The organism is Streptomyces sp. NPDC005931 (assembly GCF_042871235.1).
Taxonomy (GTDB): Bacteria; Actinomycetota; Actinomycetes; order Streptomycetales; family Streptomycetaceae; genus Streptomyces.
In genome coordinates this window covers 66,522-86,891 of sequence record NZ_JBIAIG010000007.1, presented here as the reverse complement: position 1 = coordinate 86,891, position 20,370 = coordinate 66,522, and the positions used below count along the sequence as shown (strand labels likewise).

Here is a 20,370-nt window from a genome sequence, read left to right as displayed (position 1 = left end):
GGCGCAACGGCTGATCGGTTGCCTCATGGATTACTGCATCCCGTGCAACCGGACACTCAATGGCGCCGTCACATGCCCGGAGTGCGGTGCCTATGACCCCGACGTGCCGCAGGTGAGCGATCGGCGGGAAGAGGCTCTTCCGGCAGTCGACTCCGCGCTGCCGGAGGTCCGCCACGGCGGGAGTTTCGACCCCTCCGAGGCACCTGAGGTTCCCAGGTCCCCGACTTCCCCGCACGGTTCGTCAGCGGCCCACCGCAACCGGGCGCCACGGCTGAAGAGGTATGCCGCCGGGTCACTTGCCGCAGCCGCCTTCAGCGTCCTCGGAGGCTTTGCCGCTGCGTCGCTGCACGGTGAATCAACAGCCCCACGCACGGTGTCCGTTCCGGAACCGCCACCCCTCGAGGAGCCGGGGCCCCGCGTCACCGCACCACCACCCACGTCCGAGAAGGCGACCACGCCTCCGGCACGAAGGGCTGACCGCGACCACGGCGGTACGGGCATCAGGCGCCCTCTGCCGACGGTGACGCGCGGCGGGACGTCGGCCTCCCGACCCGCTGTCACCACCACCGCACCTCCACCCACGACGGCCAAGCCGACCCCCCGGCCCTCCAGTGACCGCCCTCGCCCGCCCTCGACGAGGCCGACCCCCTCCGACGCCCCTCCCGTGACCCCGTCCGTGAAACCCTCTACCAGTGCTTCCGGCAGCAGCAGCGCCTCCCCCAGCGGTAGTGGCTCCCCGGAGAGCACTGACTGATCATTCCCGGCCGGCTGATGCCGGCACACCCTGACGCGGGACTGCGAGGGCCGGCGTGTGGCACGCCGACCGGCAGGGTCCGTCCACCAGCGGCCGGGCGTGACGGTCAGTTCCCGTAGGCCTCGGCCGCGGCCGCCTCGAGTTCGGCAGCGGTCTTCTCGGGGTCCGAAGGATCGCGCAGGAAGTCCTGGAGTATCTTCCACTCGCCGGCTCCCTCGGTGCCGCCGAAGGCAGCCGGAGCCTGGTCGGACATGTCGAAGCGCACCAGGTCGCCGGCGTCGACCAGAGAGGCGGCTATGGAGGTCGTGACGACGTCCGGGTAGGCGCTCATCGGCACACGTCTGTTGGGGGAGAGGAAGCCGCCCGCCTCGGCCCACACGGTCGCGGCCTCGGGCGTGGCCAGGTACTCCACGAGCGCCATGGCCGCCTCGGGGTCCTTCCCGTCCTTCAGCACCACAGCCGCGTCGCCGCCGCTGACCACGGGTTCCGCACGGCCGTCGACAGCGGGGAACGGAAAGAAGGCCGCTTCCTGGCCGATCTGCTTGCCGAACTGGTTCTTGGCGATACCGGCCACGAAATCCCCCTCGTACACCATGGCAGCTTCGGGCCGTGGCCCGAACACCTTCTCGACCGACTCCGGGAAGTCGGTGCGGAGCGCGCCTTCCGGACCGCCGGCGATGAGCTCCTCGTCCTCGAACAGCTCACCGAGTGTGGTGAGTGCCTCGACCACCGTCGGGTCGGTCCACTTGATCTCGTGCGCGGCGAGGGCGTCGTACCGTGCGGGTCCGGCCTGCGAGAGGTAGATGTTCTCGAACCAGCCGGTCAGCGTCCAGCCGTCCTGCCCGGCAACGGAGAAGGGGGCGAGACCGGAGTCCGAGAGGGTGCGGGCGAGGGTCAGCATCTGTTCGAACGTTGCGGGTGGCTGGGCGCCCGTCTTGTCGAGAGCCTCGGGGCTGTACCAGACGGTCGACTTGTACGTCGCCTTGAAGTACAGGCCGTACAGGATGTCGTCGACGCTGCCGTAGTGTCCCCAGATGTCGGCGTAGTTGGCATCCACCGACTGTTGAGTGAGCTCGGACAACGGCGTGATCCACCCCTTCTCGGCGAACTGCTTGAGCGCGCCCACCTGCGGGACCAGGACGACGTCGGGGGCGTTGCCGTCCCGGATGCTGCCGCCGACGAAGGTGGAGACGTCGTCGCCGGTGGAGACGAACCTCGTCCGCACGCCGGTCCTGTCGGTGAAGGCGTCCAACACGTTCTGGAAGTTCTTCTGCTCACTGCCGGACCAGACTCCGGCCACGGTGACACTCCGACCGGCCAGGTCGTTGCCGCTGTCGCCCGTGGCGGGGCTTCCGCAGGCGGTGGCGCCCAGCGCCAGGCTGAGGCCGATGCAGGTGGTGGTGACCAGCGTGGTACGTCGTCGCGTCATCGTAGATGTCCCTTTTGCAGGAGAGGAGGGCACGAAGAGGGCACGGGTCGGAAAGAGGGGAATGACGCCGTCGCCGATCCATCGGGTGGCGGTGGAACCGGGGCCCGACGCCGGCACGGCCCGTGGTGAAGGCACACGGTGCTCGCACCGTCACTCGCCTTGCGGACCGGTGCCTTGCGGATCTTCTGCGTCGCGCCACCGGTGGTGGGTGTGGCTGCGCTCGAGACTCACCGCGTCGACCTGTCTGTGCTCGCGGAGGCCCGGAGGTCCGCCATGAGAGTTGGTGCATGCATGTTAGGTAGGTGCATCGCGAGCGCGTCAATATGCATGCGAGAGCTACCGGAGAGTCACCAGGGAGAATAGGTGCATATCGCCATGGAAAGGCCATGAACGATATGTTCGCGTTACCTAACGAGTAGCTATCGGCTGGCTGCCCTCGGCCTGGCCCGAGGCTGCCGCGGCACCCATGCGTCGGTGCCTTCGCCGTGGCGGGCTCGGCATTCCGGGCGTCTTGGCCCGAGGACGGATACTGTGGATAGCGGTTATGTAAGCCTGGAAGCCAAAGCCATCAGGACGACGGCATGGCGCCCGGCCGGGCCGGTGGCGACCGGGCGGCGCGAGTCGGGACGGACGGGAAGTGGAGAGCGCGAGTGCGGCTGCCCCTGCTGGCCCTGCTGGCACGCGGCCCGGCCCACGGCTACGAACTCAAGCAGGACCTTGAGCAACTGCTGGGCTCGGCGTACCCCCAGCCGAACATCGGCCAGATCTACGTCACCCTCGGCCGCCTCGAGAAGTCGGGACTGATCGAGGGCGAGGACGTCGAGCAGGCCAACCGGCCGAACAAGAAGGTCTACCACCTCACCGAGGCCGGGCACGAGGCGCTGCGCGCCTGGTACGAGGAGACGGCGGACGAGCCGCGGGTGCGGGACGAGTTCTTCCTGAAGCTGGCGCTCGCTCCGCAGGCCGGTCTCGCCGACCAGTTCGCCTTGATCAACAACCAGCGGCGGCAGTACCTCAACACCATGCGGCAGTTGTCGCGGCTCGCCGCCTCCGAAGACCGGGACAATCGCATCGCGCACCTGCTGATCGAGGGGGCGATGTTGCACCTGCAGGCCGATCTCGACTGGCTGGAGCGGTGCCAGGAAGAGCTGGAGGAGCGGGAGTGACCGGGCTCGGTGCCTGTCCCGTGTGGCCGTCCGCCCGGCGGACGCCTCCTCCCAAGGTGGCGCCGCCGGCTCCTTCGGCTCGGACGGGCACTCCGTCGGCAACGAAGTGGCCCGACGGGGCCCCTGTCCAAGATTCAGGTCACGGCCCACAGGGCGCCGAACGGCGCGCGCAACACGGTCAGTGCTGCCGGGCGATCGCCTCGAGCTCCCGGTTCAGACGGGCAATGGACTCCGCAGGGGCCTCCCGCTGGGCCATGGTGTCGTGCACGACGGCCTGGATCGCCAGGTTCACCTGGTCGTAGCGCGGGCTCTTGGGCCGCGGTTTCGCGGCCAGCACGGCCTCACGCAGGATGGGCAGGTACGGGTAGCGCCGTACCAACCCGGGTTCGGTGTAAAGGTCCGCTCGCACGGGGGGCAGACCGCCGTCGACCAGCACGCGCCGCTGCACGCTCTCGCTGGTCAGGTACGCCAGGAGGTCGTCCGCCGACGCACGGTGGCGGGAGTCCGTGTTGAGGGCAAGATTCGAGCCGCCGAGAATGCCCACCGCGTCCGCTCCGGTGCCGGGCAGCGGCATCACACCGAACCTTCCCGAGATCTTGGAGCCATCGGCGCTCGCCAGCGCGTGCACATAGGGCCAGTTGCGGAGGAAGAGCAGCCGACCGTCCTGGAAGGCCAGGCGCGACTCCTCCTCCTTGTACGTGAGCGCCTCCCGGGGGATCCAGCCGTCCCGCACTCCGCCGGCCAGGGACTCCAGGGCCCGACGGGCAGCGGGGGAGTCGACCGTCACCCGCCTGCCTTCGTCGACCAGAATCGAACCGCCCTGGGCCTGGACGGCCTCGGCGGTGTTCACGGTCAGCCCCTCGTACGGCAGGAACTGCCCCGCGTACCCGCCCAGTCCGTACTTCGGCGCCACCGTCCTGGCAAGGCGCTCCAGCTCGGCCCATGTGCGAGGCGGCTGCTCCCCCTCCTTCTCCAGGATGTCCCGGCGGTAGTAGAGCAGGCCGGCGTTGGTCACATAGGGCAGCGCGTACAGACGTCCGTCGAAGGTTGCCGTGCCCACCACGGGCGGGAGGAAGCTCTTGATCGGGAAGCGATCGGCGTTGAGCGGGGAGATCCAGCCGGCTGCGGCGAACTCCGACGTCCAGGCCACGTCGATGTTGAGCACGTCGTACCGATCACTGTCGGACTTCAGGCTGGTGACCATCTGCGCGCGGACCTCGTCGGCGGCCTCCGGGAGCTCGACCAGGGTCACTTTCTCGCGGGGTCGTGCCCGGTTCCATTCGTCCAGGACTTCGTCCAGGTATCCCGTGAGATCCTCACCGGTGACCAGCGTCAGGGGGCCTCGGCCTGCGGTGTCGCGTGTCTCCGGCTCCGTGGCCGTGCAGCCGACGAACCCCGTGCCGATCAGGGTGACCGCCAGCAGAATCCTGCCGGCGGTGCGGGTCCACCGCATCGCTCCTCCCGGGGCAGGGGCCGACCACTCGCGCCGCGACGTGCCGTCCGACGGTCTGCGGGATAATGGACGATGCACAGACGACCGTGAACCCACTCACAGCGCGCCGTCGGGGGCTGTCCACATGAACCCTACGTCGGGGAAGGGAGGCGGGCGAGCGTGCGGCTGTCTCCGCCGGCTACGGCCGGGCGGCTCAGGGACGAGCCGTACAGACCCTGGCTCCGGAGGCTCGGTGTCGCGGCACCTCAGCCACGCAGGTGAGAGGCGCACCCCACCCCAGGGGCCGTCGGCTGTGTCCGGCCGGGTCGCTCCGGACCGGTCGCGGGGCGGCAGTTCGGTTCGGTCCGATCAACGGGCGGTGCCGCCGTCAGCCGGACGCCCGACGTGACCGGAGTCGCTGCGGGTCAAGCACTGGGAGGACGCCATCCCCTGCCCGTCGGCGGGGCACGTCCTGCACCCGGCCGACGGACCGCGTCGGAGCGTCGTCAGGAGGAGCATGAATGAACGGCCGCCGGGCACCTTCCGGAACTGACCCCTCCTCGATCGACCCTGCCGGGAACGGGGAGCAAGCCGCCGAGGCCGAGCCCCTGCTGCGGGCCGAGGGCCTGACCAAGACCTACCAGGCTCACGAGGCCGCGGTGCGGGCCGTGCGCGGGGTCGACCTGAGTGTCGGGCGCGGCGAGTTCGTGTCCATCACCGGTCCCTCCGGGGCCGGTAAGTCCACCCTGCTCCATCTGCTGGGCGGACTCGACCGCCCCGACACCGGCCGGATCTGGCTCGAGGGCCGGCGGACGGACACCTACAGCGAGGCCCGCTGGGCCGTGCTTCGTCGCCGCAGCATCGGCATCGTCTTCCAGTTCTTCAACCTGGTCTCCCAGCTGACCGTGGCCGACAACGTCGAGTTGCCGGCGCTACTGGCCGGCCGCAGCCCCTCGCAGGCCCGGGAACACCGAGCGGGGCTCCTGGCCGACCTGGGCCTGGAGGGCAAGGAGAACAGCACCCCCGGCGAACTCTCCGGCGGTGAGCAGCAGCGTGTGGCCCTCGCTCGTGCCCTGGTCAACCACCCCGCTCTGCTCCTGGCCGACGAGCCTGCCGGCAGCCTCGACAGCAAAGGCACCCGAGAAGTGCTGCGGTTGCTCTCCCGCTTCCACGAACGGGGCCAGACCATCGTGCTCGTGACCCATGACGCCCGGATGGCCAGTGCCGGCGACCGCGTCATCAGCCTCTTCGACGGCCGGATCACCGACGACGCCACACTGGGCCGCCAGAAATCGCCGCCCGGTGGTGTTTCCGGCACCTTGGAACTCGGAGGATGAGCGATGCGGGCCATGCTGCGCTGGGTGCGGGCCGACCTCCGCGGACATCGCGGCGAGGTCCTGTTCCTGTTCCTGGCGACGGCTGGAATCATCGTCTCTCTGCTGCTGGCCGGTGCTCTTCTCTCCTACGCGGCCAACCCCTGGCAGCGGATCTTCACCCAGTCCTCGGGCGCGCACGTGTGGATCCAGACGAAGGCGGGCGCCGACCCCGCGGACCTGGGCCGGCTCGACGGGGTCCAGTCCGTGTCCGGCCCGTTCCGCACCGCGCCGGCAACCGCCGACCTCGCCGGCAGCGCGGCGGCCGTGCAGCTGCGAGCCGCCGACTGGCCGCCGCAGGTGGCCCGGCCGCTGGTCACCGAGGGCCGCTGGCTCGCCCCCGGCGCGGAGGACGAAGTAGTGGTGGAAAGCTCATTGGCCCGCGCTCTGTGGGCAGAGCCCGGCGACCGACTGAGCGTGCGCAGACAGGACGGAACCGTCCAGTCCCTGACCATCTCGGGTCTCGCCGAGTTCGCTGAACCGCGCTACGAGCCGGGAGAGACCCCCGGGGTGGCGTGGGTGGCGACCTCGACGTTCGCCCGTCTCGAGCCGCAGGAGCGCCATGAGCAGGTCGTCGGACTGCGGCTCGCCGACCCCGACGACACCGACTTCGCGATCCAGCGAGCGGTCACCGAACTAGGAGCCGACCAGATCTCCAAGATCGTCACCTGGCAGGAGGCGAGAGCGGAGGCACAGGGAGGCGACCGACTCCTCGGCCTGCTGCTCGGGGTCTTCGGCCTTGGCGCGCTGCTGGCCGCCGCACTCGCGGTGGCGGGTGCCGTGAGCACCAGAATCCGCGGTTCCCTGCGGGATATCTCCGTGCTGAAGGCGATCGGCTTCACTCCGGCGCAGCTGATCCAGATGTTCCTGGCCGAGTACCTGGCCGTGGCGCTCCTGGCCATCGTCGTGGGGACGCTCGTGACCGAGTCGCTCGGAGCCCGCCTGCCCGGCCGGGCAGGCGACGCGGTCCAACTGTGGCAGGCGCTTCCCGGGCACGTCTGGGTACCCACCGGAATCGCCGGCGGGGCGATACTGCTGATCACTGCCACCATCACCGCGGCCGCCTGGCGGGCGGGCCGTGTGTCACCCGTGCCGGTGGCCCGGGCCACGGTCCCGGCCGGCCGGCGGATGTCGGGGACGGCCCGGCGTGCTCTCGGTCTGCGGCTGTCTCCCGCACTGGTGCTCGGCTGGCGCGGTGCCTTCCAGTTCCCCCTCCGCGCGTGTGCGGCAGTGGGCCGCCTGACGGTTCCCCTCCTGCTCATCACGATCGCACTGGGCACCTGGACGACGCTCGACCGCTTCGAGGACTCTCCCGAGGACGTCGGGATCGTCGCGGCGCTCGACGCCCGCGGTGACGGTCTGGACGACACCTCGGTGCAGCGTTTGCTCACCGAGGATCCAGCGGTGAGGGGTGCGTACCCCGGCGCCGATGTTGCGGCGCTCGTGCCCGGCCAGACCGGCACCATCAAGCTCCGCGGGTTGGGCACCGCTCAGGACCCCTATCCCTTCGCCGTGGCCGAGGGCCGGACACCTGACGGTCCGGACGAGGCCGTCGCGGGACAGGGATTGCTGGACCTGCTGGACGTCCGCGTGGGGAACTGGGTCCGCATGACGGTGGAGGGCACTCCCCAGGTCCTGCACATCGTCGGTCGCAGCATCGAACCCGACGACAGTGGGCGGGTCATCTCCACCTCCCTGACCACCTTGCGGGAGGCCGACCCTGCGCTCGGTCCGGAGTTCTACGCTCTCGTGCTGAAGCCGGGCGTAGCGCCCTCGGTGGCCGGTGACCGGATCGCGCAGGGCGCGGACGGACGGCTGGACATCCGTGAGAGCACCCATCCGGTCAGTGAGCTCTCCTCCGTGCGCCCCGTCATCGTGGGGCTGATCGCGGTGCTGGCACTCATCGGGCTTGCGGAGCTTTCCACCACCGTCGCCGCCGGAGTGCGGGACCGCCGCCGCGACCTGCTGGCCCTCAAGGCCATCGGGCTGACCCCGCGCCAGATCGTCGCGGTGATCGTGGCCGGCACCGGTTTCATCGCCCTGGCCGCCGCCACAGTCGGCACTGGTCTCGGTGTCCTGCTCGCGCGGTGGCTCATCGACCGGCAAGGCGCCACCAGCGGCATCGGCTCGGGTATCGCCCAGCATCCGCCGGCCACCGCCCTGGGGGTGCTGGTCGCGGCCGCGGTGGTCAGCGCGGTGGCGGTGTCGCTCCTGCCCGCCCTGCGCGCAGTCCGGCACCGCCTCGCGGACACACTCAGCGACACGCTCTGACCGTCCGTGGCCGCTGACGATGCGCAGGCGACGGCCACGGCTCGGGTCACGCCGCCTGGGGCGCGCTGCGCATCTGGGTGGTACTGCTCACCCGGAGGCCCGCGCTGCTTCGCCAGCTGTCGGGCTCGGCCTGTATGTCGATCCACTCGGCCAGGTGATCGACGATGCCAAGGCCACGGCCGTGCTCGTCGGCGGAGTCCTCGGCCCGAGATGGGGGTGGACTCGTCGCGGGGCCGGTGTCGACCACGTCGATGCGCAGCAGCCGAGCCGACAGGCTCACCCTCACCGTCATCTGTGCGCCACCGTGCAGAGCCGCGTTGCCGGCCAGCTCGCTGACGATCAGGCCGGCGGTGTCGCGGTCCGACTCGATCACTCCCCAGCTGTTCAGGAGGTGGGAGAGGAAGCGTCGGACGCTGCAGACCCGGCGTGTTTCCGCCGGGAGCGCCATCAACGCATGCCGGCTCCCGTCCGGTCCCGGTACTTTTGCCGGTGGGATCGGCGTCACCGCCGTGCGGCTCGGGACGGGACGGAACCTGCACGGTGTGACGGCGTCGGCCCGGGTGGAATCCATGACATGCCTCGCTGACCTCTTCAGCCACCGGGCGGTCGTCGTGACGCGCGTCCTCTGCTCCACGTGACACTCCGCTCGGCGATGCCGGGCACGAGCGGTGGGAGTTCCCTGGCCGACTGCGGTGAGCCGACGTCCTCGTGCGGGGCAGTTGCGTACTTACACGTTATGTATGGCCGCAGGAGAGTGTCAATGGATGTCGGCGGGAAACAGCAGGTAACCACCAAAAGACGCCATCGGGACCTCGAGGGAGGACCCAACGGGTAGGTATGGATCCGCTCCCACGCTGGACGACGGCCCCGTCTGCGGGGGCAGGGGCGCATCGGTCTCAGGGCCCTGCTCGATTCGGCGGGCAGCTCCGCACACCGACGGCAGCAGAGGTGATGAGTGGTCGACGGCCAGTCACGAGCCGTAGGGGGTGCCCAGCGGCAGAGAGAAGGCCGGCGTCGTCCTGCCGGGCGAACCGAGGTGGCCTTCGCCGAGCGGTTCGTCGCGGAGGCTTCCCACCCCGGACGCCGAGGGCGGTGAGCCGCCCGGCCGCCGTCCCGGCGCCATGCCGCTCCCACACGCCGGCTCCTGGCGCGGAAGGGCGTCGCGTCTCTGACCCACATGATCTTCGCTGGGCCCTCCCGCATGATCGAGGCGCCCGCCACGACGGCCGCGCGTACCTGCTCCGCGAGTGCATCGACGGAGCGACCGGCATGTGAGGCCAGGACGTGCTCGAGCGAAGAGGCATACCGCAGCGACACCTGACGCAGCGAGGACGAGGACAGCAGATGACACTGGTGCACCGACACTTGGCTCAGAGCGCACTGACCGTCCCCCGCCGTAGCCGGTTACATTCGCACGGTGTGAGTCCCGGGGGGAGAAGACGCATGAGTCTTGTGCAGTCCACGGACTCGGTGGCCGCCGATCAGAGGCTGGACTATTGGCATGACGTGATCGGCCGGACCTGCGTGCCGTTGCACATCAGCCCGACCGTCGACACGCCGTTCCGCGGGAGGATCACCACCAGTGGGCTGGGTCGGGTGCAGATCTCCACGGTCGAAGGCGACGCGAACCGGGTCCGCCGCACCACGCGCCTGATCGCCGAGGCCGACCGGGGGTACGTCAATGTGGGCGTGCAGGGGCGCAGTCCCGGACTGGTCGTCCAGGACGGCAGGGAGGCGCTCCTCCGCCCGGGCGACCTCACCTTCTACGACACCACCCGTCCCTACACTCTCAGCTTCTCCGAACCCTTCCGGATGCAGGTCTTCGCCATGCCGCGGGACATGCTCGGCCTCCCCGAGGACGAACTGCGGCGCGTCACCGCGCTGAGGCTGCGGCCCGATACGGGTCCGGCCGCACTGGTGGCCTCGTTCCTGTCCCGGCTCTCGGCCGAAGTCGACGCCTACCCGCCTCACATCGGCGACCGGCTCGCCCGCAACGCGGTGGACCTGCTGGGCACGCTGGTGGCGGAGCGGCTGGGCCGGGCCACCGACGGTTCCGTCGACACCGCGGCTGCGCTGCGCCTGCGTGTCCGGGCGTTCATCGACAGTCACCTCGCCGATCCGGACCTCTCCCCGCAGACGATCGCCGCCGCGCACCATGTGTCCGTGCGCTACGTGCACCGACTCTTCCAAGGTGAGGGCATCACGGTCAGCCGGTTGATCCAACGCCGCCGACTGGAGGCCTGTCGACGTGAACTGGCTCGCCCCGGCGATGCCGGACCGGCTGTGGCGGCCGTCGCACACCGCTACGGCTTCACCAGCCCCTCGCACTTCAGCAGGGTGTTCCGGGCGGCCTACGGCATGTCCCCACGCGAATGGCGTGCCGCTGCCGAGTGAACCCTTCCGCAGCCGCAACGACGATCCCGGCCGGCACCTGTCCGTCACCCACTCCGCGGCGACCACTCCGCACGCTCGTGATCGTCGCGGTCGTCGAGAGGGTGCAGTACGGGCTCCGTGCCCGCGGCCGGTTCGCGGCGGAAACGACCCGGCGCTGTGCCGTATGCGCGTTTGAAGGCGTTGGCGAAGGCGAACTCCGACGTCTAGCCCACTTGGTGGGCGACGGTGGCGAGAGGAGCGTTCCCGGTACGCAGGAGCCGGGCTGCGATGTCCGCCACCAGGTGAGGTAGGCCATGGGGGACTGGCCGACGTACGAGGTGAAGCGCTTGGCGAAAGCCGTACGCGACAGACCCACTGCGGTGCCCAGTGCCTGCACCGTCCACGGGTGTGCCGGTTGCCGGTGGATGTGGTTCAGTGCGGCGGCGACAGCCGGGTCGTTGAGCGCTGCACACCAACCGGAGCCGGATCCGACGATGGCCTGCTCGTCCAGCCAGGCACGCAGGAGGTAGAGGAGGAGGAGATCGAGCAGCGCCGGAAGAGCGGCTTCCGCTCCGGAGGAGTCGTGTGTCGGGTCGGCGCTCAGCAGATCGACGGCAGCCCGCAGGGAGGGACAACGGCCCAGCCAGGCGGGCAGGTGGATGACCTCCGGGAGACCACGGAGGAAGGGATGCGTCAGCCCGCTGTCGAGCCGGTACGCGCCGCACAGCAGCACCACATCGCTCTCGGCGGGCTCCGTAGGAGGCACTCCGTGGTCGTCCGGCCGCGCTGGGGGCAGTTCGACGAGGGACCTGTCCGGAGTGTTGCTCATGCCGTGCCCCGCTCCGTGCGGAAGGAACACCACATCGCCCGTGCTGAGCCGTATCGGCCTGCCGGACGGTGGGATGAGCCAGCATGCACCGCCCACCACCACATGGAAACCCGCACCGGGGTAGGGCCCGAAGCGATTTCCTCACGGTCCGCTGCGCCATGAACGGGTGAACTTGGCACGGCCGTTCCGCACAGTCGCGATGACATCGCTGAAGACGTCCAGGGACCGAACCTGGTGCGCGGCCGAATGCCCGGGACGATCACGCATGTTGTGCACTCCCTTTGGTATGGGAAGTACTTCCCGGCGCGGCATACGGTCGATGACGAAAGCCGTTGGCCATCCCTATCACGGAGGCGGATCGTGGCCGCTTATGTCGTCATCGACCTTGACATCACCGACCCCGAAGGGTTTCAGCGCTATGTGGACAACGTGACCCCCTGATAGAGAAGGCCGGGGGTCGAAACCTCCTCATTGATGAGAACTCACTGGTCCTGGAGGGTGACTGGCAGCCGTCCACGCCGGTCGTCCACGAGTTCCCCAGCAGGGCCGCTGTCGAGGCGTTCTGGAACTCCCCGGAGTACCAGCCGCGGAAAACTCTGCGCCGCAGGCAGTCCACAGTCGCGGTAGTCGTGGGCGAAAACGCCTGAGCTCACAGGACCAGCGTCCGGCGCAGCCCCTCACCCCTGTGGGAACCGTGGGTGAGGGGCCTGAGGAAAGGCCGGCTACGAGAGTAGCGGCACGAGCGCTGTGAGCGGTGCGTCAGAGGTTGATACGGGCCCGTTCGACCTCAGATCCATCGGGCCTCTTGAGGAGCAGCCGACCGACGTCTCCCCTCCGGTGAACGAGGCATTCCTTGAACTCGGCACGGCTGAATGTGCCCGACGCCATGGTCCGGCCTGCGTAGTTGACGGTGCAGGTCCAGTTCGAGGTGGTGTTGTAGTTCACGTTGTAGACCTCGGACTTCCCGGCAGTCAGTCCCTTGTTGATGGTGCCGCCTCCCGGTCCGGCAACCACCTTCATGTCCAGCGGCCTGTCGGCGAAGTTGCTCACACGAAAGCCGGTCGTGGCTGCTTGAGCGGTGCCCTGAGTGGCGACGGTTCCGCCAACTGCAGCAGCTGCTGCGGCCATGGTCACCAGTGCCTTCTTTGTTGCTGTCCGCATGGGGAATTCCCTCCAGTGCATCGTGGATCAGTGCGCCGCGGCGGGATCGGCGGCGGACGCGATTGACACAACGTGATGCTAGGTCCGTTCATCGCCACGACTTTCCTCTCCGCGCCCCGGAACTTGCCCGGGAGCGACGCATGGAAATGAACGATCCGCTCGCCGGCCCGCCAAGGGATTCCCGCGCAGGAACGACCGGACTCCTGACACCAGGTGATCAGCCAGACCTGTGGCCGGCCGGCCTCCGCCCGCCTCAGCACCGCGAGCACGGCGTTGCGAACGACATCGCCGTCGGCGGTACGGAGACCACCTCTCGGTCTCACGAGAACGGCGATTACTCCACCAATGCCACGAATGGGACGTCATCCCATGTGGTCAGCATGTGCGACGCTTCGTCGGCCAGTAGGGAGCCATGGACGGGGGTGAAGGCCGATGCAGTACGTCAATCTCGATGCGCAGGTCGGCGACCTGTCAGGTGTCTTGCCGGCACCGGCAGCAGCGGCCGGACGGCCGCCCACTCCGCGTCCGTCATGTCCGACGGATACCGGCGCACCCGGTCCGGATGGTCGGCCGCGTTGCCGTACACGTGCGCGAGGCAATCGCACGACACGGTGGGCGAGTTGAAGTCAACATGCTCGGGAACGTGCAACCACGACAACAGGGCCTCCGGGAACCACTCGGAAGTGGATCGAACCCCCGAGCTACCTGGAGGCCCTGCTTTCACGCGCGAAAACCGCCGCAGTCACCCGATCGAGACTGCCGTTCGATCGACGGCCTTTGAGATCGGTACGGCAACTACCACTTACGTGTCGGGATGCTCCGGCAGGACGAGCCAGTTCGACCAGGAGATCTCGCGGCCGAGGAAGCGCGGCTGCTCGAACGGCCAGTCGGCGGCGATCCACTGCGGCACCAGCGCGTCGAGGGCCTGCTCGACCTTGCTGCCCACGAGCTCGTCCACCACCCACCAGGAGATCTCGCCGTCCGCACCGGCCCTCTCCGGTGGGTCGATGTAAACACAGCCGAGCAGAGCTGTCTCCGCCGCGTCGAACAGCGCGTAGTTGAAGGACTGGTGTGCGGCGATCTCCTTCTCGTGCCGCAACAGGTCGGCCTGGTCGGCCTCGTAGGTCATGGTGGCCGCGGGCCAGCCCCAGGCCGGGCCGAAGATGGTCCACAGCCGCTCGCGCGAACCCATCACAGCCGGATAGTCGAGCGGGGTGTCCGCCTCCCGGATCGGCCGCAGGTGATGGCCACCGCCCGGCAGCCGTACCAGGACGGGGTGGACGAAGTCATCGGGAAGCCAGCTCATGGCGCCCGACCGTAGCAGCGCGCGGCCGTCCGCTCCCCCTGGATTCCCCGTATACCGCCAGGCCCTGCTCTCATGCCGGGCAGGGCCCGCGATCACGACAGGCGCCCGCCGCAATGCGCGCCGCTTGACCCGTGAACCCCACCGCCTACTTCCCCGCTGCCGGCCCACCCGCAGCACCGAGCGCCCCATGTCACGGCCCTGCCACAACGAGCGCTGTACATCGTTGGGATCCGGGCATGATGAACGCAGTCCCGAGCGAGCCTGCGAGGACAAGTTCGTCGGTCCCGAGGGGATGACGTACGTCGGCGTCAGGCGGAAGATCTTGACCTGCTGCGATGGGGAGATGCGATGGGCCGGACACTGCGGGTGGGGTTACCTGTTCTTCTGATCACTGTACTGGCGGGGCTGTTCCTCTGGTACGCCTCGTATGCCACCACGATCATGGTCTGGGAACTGAGGAAGATCTTCTCCTGGCTGGCCGCGCCCCTGCTGTTCGTCGCTGCGGTCGCCCTCCCGTGGCTGGGCGTGAAGCTACTCCGCAGGAGCAAGGGCGATGAGGGTGGCAGCGTCCCGGCGGTGCTCGGCTGCATGGGCGCCGCCATCGCGCTGGGGCTGGCCGTCTGGTGGCTGGTCTACGGCGCGTACCTCCAGGACCGCGAGTACATGGGCGACGCACGAGTCGTGGCCGAGCCGGTGCCCGAACTGGCGCCCCGGGCGCCCTACGTGGTCGGAAAGGCGCAGGCCGCCCCCCATCTCGGCGACGTCACTGGCGAGATAGCCGACATCTCCTACCTGCCCGACTCGGATCGTTTCGCGACCCTGGTCGAACGCCGCGGTTGGTTGGCCGGTTACGAGGTCGGCCTGGTCCAGTACGTCCCCCTGGGAGGCAACAGTCGTGACCAGCAGCGCTGTGCGTTCGACGTCGACAGGGCGGACGCACGGATCGGGGGCTGGTTCACTCACAACCTCGGCCGCAAGATTTCTGACCAGAAGCGCTGGGTCCGCTTCGAGGCCGACGACGCGTACGTGACCTGCTCGGGTGACACACCGATCGTCGTCGTCCCCCTCAAGCGCCAGACCGGGATCATGGTGGTGACCGAGCGGCCCGCCGGAGTCGCGCTGTACAACGGAAAGACCGGAGACGTCACGGTCACCACCGACACGGCCGACGTGCCCGGCCCGTCGTATCCGATGAGCCTCGCCGCCCGGCAGCGCGAGGCGACCTCTGCCGTGGGCAGTTTCGCCGACTGGTGGTTCGAGCGCAGCGGTTGGGACGCCTCTGAGGACGGCGCCAACGAGGGCAACGAGTCCGAGTTTGCCCTCCGCCACCGCGAGGAGACGGCACGCAGCGCCTACGTCACGCCCCTCACCCCCCAGGGAGAGGCCAGTTCCGTCGTGGCCGTGTCGAGGGTGCCGAGCCGTCATCAGGGCGGCGGACTCGCCCCTATGACCGTGCATCGGCTGGATCCCACGTGGTCGTCGCCCAAGGCGCTCGTCGCCCTGATCAAGGCCGAGTACCGGGACGTCTGCTGCTACAACGACGACACCGTGTTCGAGGTCGTTCCGACCGGTGGCAGCACATGGACGGCCACGCTCGGAAGCGAGCAGAACATCCGGTACCGGGTGGAGGGCAGGGGCCAGGTCCACGGCCGCGAGGCGACCTGCCTGAAGGCCGCCGACGGAGCGCTCATCCGGTGTGCCTACGCGGCGCCCGGATCACCCGAGGAAGCCGAACTCGCCCGCAGGGAAAGGGAGAAGCACAAGGACAAGCCCGCCCCACCGGGAAAGGTCGGTGATCTCACCGCGTACACACCCGAGCAGCTCGCCGAGCTGCAGAAGAGAGTGTCGGAAGAGCTCGTACGGAGGCTCGAGAACCGATAACCACTGCACTGATGACCATTGCACCGATAACCACTCCTCGGAAGCGGGACGGTGATGCCGTCGTCCCGACCGGTCCGGAACGCGGGGCCGCCACGCAACGGGGCGCCGGCCGGGACCCCGCCTCTACCCGCCCGGTCCTGCTGACCACTTGATCACCCGTCATGTACACACGATCATGGCGGGCAGCACCTCGGTGAATCCGTGGGATCACGTGCTCGTCAGCGTCACCCGCGCACCGCACTCCCTTCCCGGCCGAAGGACTCACACCGAGCAGACCGCCCAGCTCGCACGGATCGGCCGGGCCGCCCAGCAAGGAGCACGCAATGCCCGATACCCAGTCCGCCACCGTGCCCGCCCTGCCGCCGCTTCCCGACCAGGCAAACCTCCTGATCGAGTGGGGACTGCACACGCATGCCGGGTTACCGGCCGAAGAAGTCCGCGCCTTCGCCGAGCAGCACAGCAACGAGGACGGTGGCACGCTGCTGGCCCTCCATCCCGACCACGTCCCCGCCTCGGTCCTCGCTCCGCTGCTCCGTCACGGCGACAAGCCCGGCTTCGTCGTGACCGACATGCCCGACGTCGACCGTTTCACGCCCCACGGGATCGACCTGCCCGACGCTCCGATCTACGTAGTCACCGGGGTCGACCGGGGCGACCACATGGCCAACTGGAGCCCCGAAGAGGCACTACCGGCGCTCACCAAGGAGGACCGCACCCCGCTGCTGCTCACGGAAGGCATGCACTGGGTGCTCCAACAGCCGGCAGCCCTGGAACGCAACCGCTGCTTCATGACCATCGGCTCCCGGCTCCGCAAGCCGAACGGCACGTACGACGCGCGTACCCCCGCCATCTGGATCAGCAACGGCACCGGCCGCGACGGCCGCGACAGGCGCAACGCTCCGAAGGTCGGCTGGTGCTGGTGGGGCAATCGCCACACCTGGCTGGGCTTCGCCTCTGCCGCGAGCCGCAAGAACGGACCGCGCTGAGTCGTACTCAAGTGCCGGTGCCGCCCTCTCGGGGCATAGGTCGGTCAGGGCGAGGTGGATCACGGCTTCTGAGCGGGCGGGCAGCTTCTCGTTGTCGCGCGTGAGGCGACGGTGGAACACCAGCCACCGGTACGTTCGCCCGACGGTCAGCGCTCAGGCAGGACAGGAGGTGGACCCCTACGGTCCCCGGGTTGCGTTGGACGATGTCCATGCCGACGCCGAGGGTGGTGGTGTGCTCGACACTCATCCCGTCACCGTGCGTACGCGGCTTCGCCGAGTCGGTGGGTGACGTGCCGTCGTGGTAAGCGTCGACCGGTCACGGCGACCGGCTCAGAACCGCCTCGGTTCCGGCACCTGCCCGGCCGGGACGCGCGCGGTCGGACCCTTCTCGTAGGCTGCGCACCATGAACGACGGGGAGCCCGGCAGACGGGTGATCGACGGACGCTTCGAGCTGCAGACGAGGCTCGGAGGCGGTGGTATGGGCACGGTGTGGCAGGCGCGTGACGTGGTCCTTGACCGGGCCGTCGCGTTGAAGGAGGTGCGCCCGCCGGACCCGGGACTCGCCGAGTACGATCCCGAGGCCGCGGCGCTGTTGCGGGCCCGCGTGCTGCGCGAGGCCCGGGCGCTGGCCCGCGTCGAGCACCCGAACGTCGTGACCATTCACCACGTGGTGGACGGCGCCGGCCATGCGTACCCGTGGCTGGTCATGGAGCTGGTCACCGGCGGTTCGCTCGCCGACCTGCTCGCCCGTGGGCCGATGGAGCCCCGTCAGGCGGCCCGGTTGGGCCGAGGCATACTCAGCGCGCTGATGGCCGCGCACGCGGTGGGCATCCAGCACCGTGACGTGAAGCCCGCCAACGTGCTGCTGCGCCCCGACGGACGTCCCGTGCTCACCGACTTCGGCATCGCTGCGATCAGGGAGTCGACCACCCTGACCGCCACCGGATCCCTCATCGGCACCCCCGACTACATGGCCCCGGAGCGCATCTCCGGCGGCAAGGGCGGCCCGGAGTCCGACCTCTGGTCGCTGGCGATGATGCTGTACGTCGCCGTCGAGAACCACCATCCGCTGCGCAGGGAGAACACGCTCGCCACGCTGGCGGCCGTGTTGTACGAGGAACTGCCGCCGCCTCGCCGGGCGGGAGTCCTCACGTCCCTCCTCTCCGCGGTCCTGGTGAAGGACCCTGCTCGGCGACCGGGCGCGACGGTCGTCGACGCGATGCTCGCCGAGGCGGAGGATGCGCCGGCACCAGCCCCGCGCACGCCGGTGGCCGCGGACAGCGGGACGACCTCGTTCCGCCTGGCGCCTCCGGCGGCACCGGTTCCGGCGCCGCCCCCTGCGTACCGGCACCCGCCGTTCACCGGCCCCCACCCCGTCCAGGACTCCGTCCCGGCCCATGGACCGCGCGCTGCCGTCGCCGATTCCCCGCCGCGTGCCGGCCATGAGCGGAGCCGGCGGTGGGTCCGCCATCTCGCCGTCGGTTCGTCGATCGTCTCGACGGCACTCCTCGCAGTGCTGTTGTGGAACGTCCTTCCCGCACGGGACGCCGACTCGAAGGCCAACGGCTCGACGCCACCGGGCGCAACCGCGAGCGGTCCCGGCGCTCCCGCTTCCACGAAGGCGGCCGACGAGCCCGCGGGCTCCGGCTCCGGGGGCCCAGCAGAATCATGGCAGGACGGGAAGCAGGTGAATTTGCTGACTCCGGAAGGCATCCGCACGGCCGTCGCGGCCCTGAAGGCCGAGACGGGCACGCAACGGATGGCCGGACTCACGGCCTACCCGGAGTACGTCTCGGCCGAGGTCATGGTCGACGGAAGCAAGTCCCGCTACGACTCGTGGACCTACCGGCCAGGTCGCGGGGTGGAGAAGGGCCTCATCAGTGGGTCGGTGAGCTCAATGGAGAGCCCGTTCAACGCCGACGACTTCGACTGGGACGCCGTCCCGGCCCTCTTCGCACGCGCGGAGAAGGAACTGAGGGTGAAGGACGTGACCTCCCGGTACCTGGTCGTGGAGGGCGCCGACCCGACCTTCGGTTACCCGATGCGCATGTCCGCCTACCTCTCCAACGCCTACAGCCAAAGCGGCTACCTGACAGCGGACCACACCGGCAAAGTGACCAAGGTAATGCCCAACGAGCGGGCATAATAAGCCAGTCCTGCTTTCAGAGCATGGGTCTCGGCCTGCCGTCCGGTGGCGGTTCCAGGTCGCTTGTCACCGACCGCCCGCGGTAGCCGCAGCGTCGCGACGGTCCCTCCCGCCCTCAGCCGCACGACTTCTTTCCTGACCTCGGCGGGCGGCCGTGCCTCACCTACGGTGGACAGCCGGGCCCCGCCGCCGGACACCGCCCGAAGCGCCGGCCGGCCGCAGACTTCGAGACCCCGAAGATCCGGCCGAGCTGACATGCAGTCAAGTTGGTGCGCAGCACGTGGCCACTGGGCCGCGTATCCGGTTGCGATCAAGGGTTTCTCCGGGTGAGGACGGTGATCCAGATCATGAGGGCCCGGAGCCGGATGCCAGCGAGCTCTGATGGGGCTTCACGGGCTGACTGCCCTGTCCGTACGATCCTGCTCATGTCGATCATGCCACCCATACCCGTCCTCCAGGGCCGCGACGGCACCGTCCTGAGCGCCGAGCAGGAGGGGCTCGTCCTGGAACGCCCCGGCGAAGAGCTGACAATCCCCGCCAAGGCCATCGCCCGAATCCACGCCGAGGTGCGGAGCGTCACGGTCGAGCTGAGGGCCCCTTCCGGGGCCACGCCGTCCGTCCACCGGATCGAGGACGTGAGTGAGCCCGCCGCCACTGCCTTCGCCGACGCGGTGAACGCGCTGCTGCCCGAACGGAACGAGGAGATCGACGGCGGCGCCCTCGTCGTGCTGCGCACCTTCGCCAAGACCCGGCGCCAGAGGTTCCTGCGTGGGCTCAAGTGGTTCGTGTTCGGCTGCCTCGGAGTGGTTGGGGCCCTGTGCGTCACCGCCGGCATCGCGGGGGTCGCGGGCCTCGCCATCGCCATCGTGCCGATCGGAGCCATCGCGACCGCGGGGCTCGGATTCGGCGTGTACTGCGTGTGGACGTGGAACCGCGAGCGGCGCCTGCTCAAGCACGGCATTACCGTCGTCGCGTCGCGGGCCAACAGACCGGGGATGTACTTCTACACGGACACCGCCGGCACGACCCGCGTCCTCTCCCACGTGAGCTTCGAGCCGTACGTTCGGGCCAGCTACAACCCCCAGGACCCGTCGGACGTGCTCGTGCCGCAGGCGCCGTTCATGCGGCGCTTCAACGTCACCCTGGGAGCGTTCATCCTCTTCTGCGGGCTCAACGGCGTGGCCCTGCTGGCCATCATGATGGTCGACGCCTTCTCCGGCGGGTCGTGATCAATCTGTGGGATTGCTCTCGTAGTTCGGCCC

The 20,370-nt window shown here is 69.4% G+C and carries 14 protein-coding genes and 2 pseudogenes; 9 read left to right on the top strand and 7 right to left on the bottom strand.

From position 1 onward, the window contains the following. Positions 1-860: 860 nt before the first annotated feature. The gene (locus ACFYOV_RS18290) at positions 861-2,183 is read right to left on the bottom strand and encodes an ABC transporter substrate-binding protein (protein ID WP_389088930.1); all 1,323 of its coding nucleotides are present in this window, start codon (positions 2,181-2,183) and stop codon (positions 861-863) included. A gap of 650 nt (positions 2,184-2,833) precedes the next feature. On the opposite strand from ACFYOV_RS18290, the gene ACFYOV_RS18285 reads away from it, so the two are divergent. Further along, positions 2,834-3,349 (top strand): PadR family transcriptional regulator, encoded by a 516-nt coding sequence (locus ACFYOV_RS18285; RefSeq protein WP_389088927.1) that lies wholly within the window; start codon positions 2,834-2,836, stop codon positions 3,347-3,349. Positions 3,350-3,527: 178 nt separating this feature from the next. Here ACFYOV_RS18285 and ACFYOV_RS18280 read toward each other — a convergent pair whose 3' ends face one another. Then, the gene (locus tag ACFYOV_RS18280) at positions 3,528-4,802 is read right to left on the bottom strand and encodes an ABC transporter substrate-binding protein (protein ID WP_389088925.1); all 1,275 of its coding nucleotides are present in this window, start codon (positions 4,800-4,802) and stop codon (positions 3,528-3,530) included. Positions 4,803-5,302: 500 nt separating this feature from the next. Here ACFYOV_RS18280 and ACFYOV_RS18275 point away from each other — a divergent pair, with 500 nt between their 5' ends. Continuing rightward, positions 5,303-6,118: an ABC transporter ATP-binding protein gene (locus tag ACFYOV_RS18275; RefSeq protein WP_389088922.1), complete on the top strand. Its 816-nt coding sequence runs from the start codon at positions 5,303-5,305 to the stop codon at positions 6,116-6,118. Positions 6,119-6,121: 3 nt separating this feature from the next. Beyond that, positions 6,122-8,425, top strand: a complete 2,304-nt coding sequence (locus ACFYOV_RS18270; protein ID WP_389088920.1) for an ABC transporter permease — start codon at positions 6,122-6,124, stop codon at positions 8,423-8,425. A gap of 46 nt (positions 8,426-8,471) precedes the next feature. Here ACFYOV_RS18270 and ACFYOV_RS18265 read toward each other — a convergent pair whose 3' ends face one another. Further along, positions 8,472-8,873, bottom strand: a complete 402-nt coding sequence (locus tag ACFYOV_RS18265; RefSeq protein WP_389088918.1) for an ATP-binding protein — start codon at positions 8,871-8,873, stop codon at positions 8,472-8,474. A 995-nt stretch (positions 8,874-9,868) separates the two neighbouring features. Between ACFYOV_RS18265 and ACFYOV_RS18260 the strand changes: the two genes are divergently transcribed. Then, positions 9,869-10,819, top strand: coding sequence for a helix-turn-helix domain-containing protein (locus ACFYOV_RS18260; RefSeq protein WP_389088915.1), 951 nt, complete (start codon positions 9,869-9,871; stop codon positions 10,817-10,819). Between the two features lie 340 nt (positions 10,820-11,159). Here the strand turns inward: ACFYOV_RS18260 and ACFYOV_RS18255 are convergent. Further along, a pseudogene (locus ACFYOV_RS18255) lies at positions 11,160-11,723 on the bottom strand (cupin domain-containing protein); the annotation flags it as partial. 341 nt (positions 11,724-12,064) lie between these two features. Here ACFYOV_RS18255 and ACFYOV_RS18250 point away from each other — a divergent pair. Further along, positions 12,065-12,274, top strand: a complete 210-nt coding sequence (locus tag ACFYOV_RS18250) for a DUF1330 domain-containing protein (RefSeq protein WP_389089235.1) — start codon at positions 12,065-12,067, stop codon at positions 12,272-12,274. 112 nt (positions 12,275-12,386) lie between these two features. On the opposite strand, the gene ACFYOV_RS18245 is transcribed toward ACFYOV_RS18250, so the two are convergent. The 3 genes and pseudogenes from ACFYOV_RS18245 to ACFYOV_RS18235 form a co-directional block, all read right to left on the bottom strand. Beyond that, a complete protein-coding gene (locus ACFYOV_RS18245; protein ID WP_389088912.1) occupies positions 12,387-12,788 on the bottom strand; it encodes a hypothetical protein in 402 nt (133 codons plus the stop codon). Positions 12,789-13,248: 460 nt separating this feature from the next. Next, positions 13,249-13,512 (bottom strand): annotated as a pseudogene (locus ACFYOV_RS18240) (transposase); the annotation flags it as partial. A 78-nt stretch (positions 13,513-13,590) separates the two neighbouring features. Next, on the bottom strand, positions 13,591-14,094 hold the full coding sequence (locus tag ACFYOV_RS18235) for an N-acetyltransferase (RefSeq protein WP_389088910.1): 504 nt from the start codon (positions 14,092-14,094) through the stop codon (positions 13,591-13,593). Positions 14,095-14,442: 348 nt separating this feature from the next. Here ACFYOV_RS18235 and ACFYOV_RS18230 point away from each other — a divergent pair, with 348 nt between their 5' ends. The 4 genes from ACFYOV_RS18230 (at position 14,443) to ACFYOV_RS18215 (ending at position 20,337) form a co-directional block, all read left to right on the top strand. Further along, positions 14,443-15,975 carry a hypothetical protein gene (locus ACFYOV_RS18230; RefSeq protein WP_389088908.1) on the top strand — a complete coding sequence of 511 codons (1,533 nt, stop codon included), beginning with the start codon at positions 14,443-14,445 and terminating at the stop codon, positions 15,973-15,975. 323 nt (positions 15,976-16,298) lie between these two features. Beyond that, on the top strand, positions 16,299-16,961 hold the full coding sequence (locus ACFYOV_RS18225; RefSeq protein WP_389088906.1) for a DUF5701 family protein: 663 nt from the start codon (positions 16,299-16,301) through the stop codon (positions 16,959-16,961). Positions 16,962-17,365: 404 nt separating this feature from the next. Continuing rightward, positions 17,366-19,108 carry a serine/threonine-protein kinase gene (locus ACFYOV_RS18220; RefSeq protein WP_389088903.1) on the top strand — a complete coding sequence of 581 codons (1,743 nt, stop codon included), beginning with the start codon at positions 17,366-17,368 and terminating at the stop codon, positions 19,106-19,108. Between the two features lie 425 nt (positions 19,109-19,533). After that, a complete protein-coding gene (locus ACFYOV_RS18215) occupies positions 19,534-20,337 on the top strand; it encodes a hypothetical protein (protein WP_389088901.1) in 804 nt (267 codons plus the stop codon). Positions 20,338-20,370: the final 33 nt, after the last annotated feature.